The sequence below is a fragment of the Kribbella sp. genome (assembly GCF_035687465.1).
GTDB lineage: Bacteria > Actinomycetota > Actinomycetes > Propionibacteriales > Kribbellaceae > Kribbella.
In genome coordinates, this window is sequence record NZ_DASRXP010000176.1 from 1 (window position 1) to 2,523 (window position 2,523).

The 2,523-nt window shown below is 66.4% G+C and carries 3 protein-coding genes; 1 reads left to right on the forward strand and 2 read right to left on the reverse strand.

Annotation, left to right across the window (positions count from 1 at the left end):
- Window positions 1–1,112, forward strand: a 1,112-nt coding sequence (locus VFG33_RS08935; protein ID WP_325024361.1) for an FAD-binding protein, incomplete at its 5' end; no start/stop codon positions are given.
- On the opposite strand, the gene VFG33_RS08940 is transcribed toward VFG33_RS08935, so the two are convergent.
- Together VFG33_RS08940 and VFG33_RS08945 are read right to left on the reverse strand one after the other, a co-directional pair.
- Window positions 1,113–2,078, reverse strand: a complete 966-nt coding sequence (locus VFG33_RS08940; RefSeq protein ID WP_325024364.1) for an ABC transporter substrate-binding protein — start codon at window positions 2,076–2,078, stop codon at window positions 1,113–1,115.
- The coding region (locus VFG33_RS08945; protein ID WP_325024366.1) for an ABC transporter permease subunit at window positions 2,075–2,523 on the reverse strand (449 nt) is incomplete at its 5' end. The genes VFG33_RS08945 and VFG33_RS08940, both read right to left, overlap by 4 nt.

Genomic DNA, 2,523 nt, shown 5'->3' on the forward strand with positions numbered 1-2,523 from the left:
GGCTGGTTGGCGGGTTGTTGATCGAGATGCGGGCGTTGGACACCATCCATGAGATCGGTGCCGACCGGGCTGTGGTGGATGCGGGTGCGGACTGGTTGCAGCTGACGAACGCGGCGCATGCCCGGGGACTGACGCCCCCGGCGTTGACCGGGTTTCTCGGGTTGACCTTCGGCGGGACCCTGTCGCTGGGTGGGATTCCGCCGGCGATCCAGTCGGGCGGTCAGGTGGACAGCGTGATCGAGCTCGAGGTGGTCACCGGAACCGGCGAGCTGCACACCTGCTCGGCAACAGAGGATCCAGAGCTGTTCGAGGCGGTGCTGGCCGGGCTCGGTCAGTACGGGATCATCACCAAGGCAACCGTCAGGCTCCACCCCGCGCCTGACCTGGTCCGCGGCCACGAACTCGCCTACCCCGAAGTCGAAGACTTCTTCCGGGACTTCAAGACTCTGCTCAAGCGGGCGGAGATCAGCGAGATCTACGGCGACTGGTGGCGACCGGGCGAACAGGGCGAGGTCCAGCACCTCAACGCGTTCACCTTCCACACCCGTAGCGAACCGCCGGACGACACGCACCTCCTGCGCGACCTGACGCCGAGCGAGACCGTCGTCAGTGAGAGCGACTTCCTCGAGCACGTCACCCGGATCGACGTCGCCGTCGAGCAGCTTCGCGAGCTGCTCGACTGGGACCACCTCGCCAAGCCGTGGCTCACCCTCTGGCTCCCCGAGGCGTCAGTCGAGCAGTACGTCACCGAGGTCGTCAGCGGCCTGACCCCACGCGACGTCGGCAACGGCGGTTTCGTCCTGCTCTACGCGCATCGCCGCTCCGCGCTCACCCGCCCGTCCCTCAGCCTCCCGGCTGGTGACAGCGAATGGGTCTACCTGTTCACCCTGATGACCGCCGGCCGGCCGAGCCCAGAGTTCGCCGCCGAGATGCTCACCCGGAACCGCCGCCTGTACGACCGGGCCCGCGCGCTCGGCGGCACGCGGTACCCGATCGAGTCGGTCGACTTCACCCGGGCCGACTGGGCCGACCACTACGGCGACCGCTGGCCGCACCTGCAAGAACTCAAGCGTCAGTTCGACCCGGCTAGCATCCTGACGCCCGGGATTTAGCTACTTCCCGAGCCAGGCGTCGACCTTGGCCTGGTTGTCCTTGACCCACTTCTCCGCTGCCGCGTCCGGGGTCAGCTTGTCCTCGGCGATGTACTTCGCGACCAGGTTCTGGTCGTCGTTGGTCCACTGGAACTTCTTCACCAGCTCGTACGCCGGGCTGCCGGAGTCGGCGAACTTCTTCGACACGATCTTGTCCAGGTCGTACGCCGGGTAGTCGCACGCTACCTTCGCCGGGGCGGCGTCACATCCCGCGGTGTACGGCGGCAACGCGACCTTGACTAGCTTCAGTTCGTTGAAGAACCACTGCGGCTCGTAGAAGTACCCGATCACCGGCTTCTTGTTCTTCTCCGCATCCCGGAACGCCTGGATCAACGCGGTCTCGCTGCCGGCGTACACGACCTTGTAGTCCAGCTTCAGGTTCTTCACCAGCGCTTCGTCGTTGGTGACGAAGGACGGGTCGCCGTCCAGCAACTGCCCCTTGCCCCCCGACTCCGAGGTCTTGAACAGTGACGCGGACTTGTTCAGGTTCTTCCAGTCCAGCAACTCCGGCTGCGCGGCCGCGAGCCACGGCGGCAGATACCAGCCGATCACGCCCTTGTTCCCGGTCACGCCTGCCTCGACGGCGACCTTCTGGTCGGTGATGTACTTCTTCTTCAGGTCCTCGTGGCCCCAGTTCTCCAGGTTCACGTCGACCTCGCCGGTGCTGAAGCCCTGCCAGGCGATCTCTTCCTTGAGGTTCTTCTTCACCACCTTGCAGCCGAGGTCCTTGGTCGCCACATACGCGACCACAGCCGCGTTCGCCTCGTACCCGACCCACGGGCTGACGGCCAGGTTGACGGTGCCGCAGTCCTTGCCGGCACTGGCTCCGGCCGATGGCTCCGCGTCGCCGACCTTCGCCCCGCCACAGGCGGTCAGGGCCAGGGCCAAGGCCGTGAGCACCCCAGCTGAGCGGAGCTTGTTGGTCACCACAGGTTGTCTCCTCTAACTGTTCCCTTAAACTTCCTGGTACGCCGGGCCGCGGCCTGCGTGATCCGGTCCAGCATCACACCCAGCAACACGATCGCCAGCCCCGCGGCCAATCCCTTGCCGTAGAGCTCACTCTGCGCGAACCCGGCGGCGACGTCATATCCGAGGGCGCCCGCGCCGACCAGGCCTCCCACGACCACCATCGACAGCACGTAGATCAGGCCCTGGTTGACGGCGAGGGTGATCGCCCGCCGCGCGACGGGCAGTTGCACCTTGCTGATCACCTGCCAACTGCTGGAGCCGACCGAGTTCGCCGCCTCCACCGTCGCCACCGGTACCGCTCTGATGCCGTCGGCCACGATCTTGGTGGTCACCGGTACGGCGAACACCACCGCCGCCGCGATCGCGGTGAACCGGCTGGTCCCGAACAACGCCAGGAACGGCA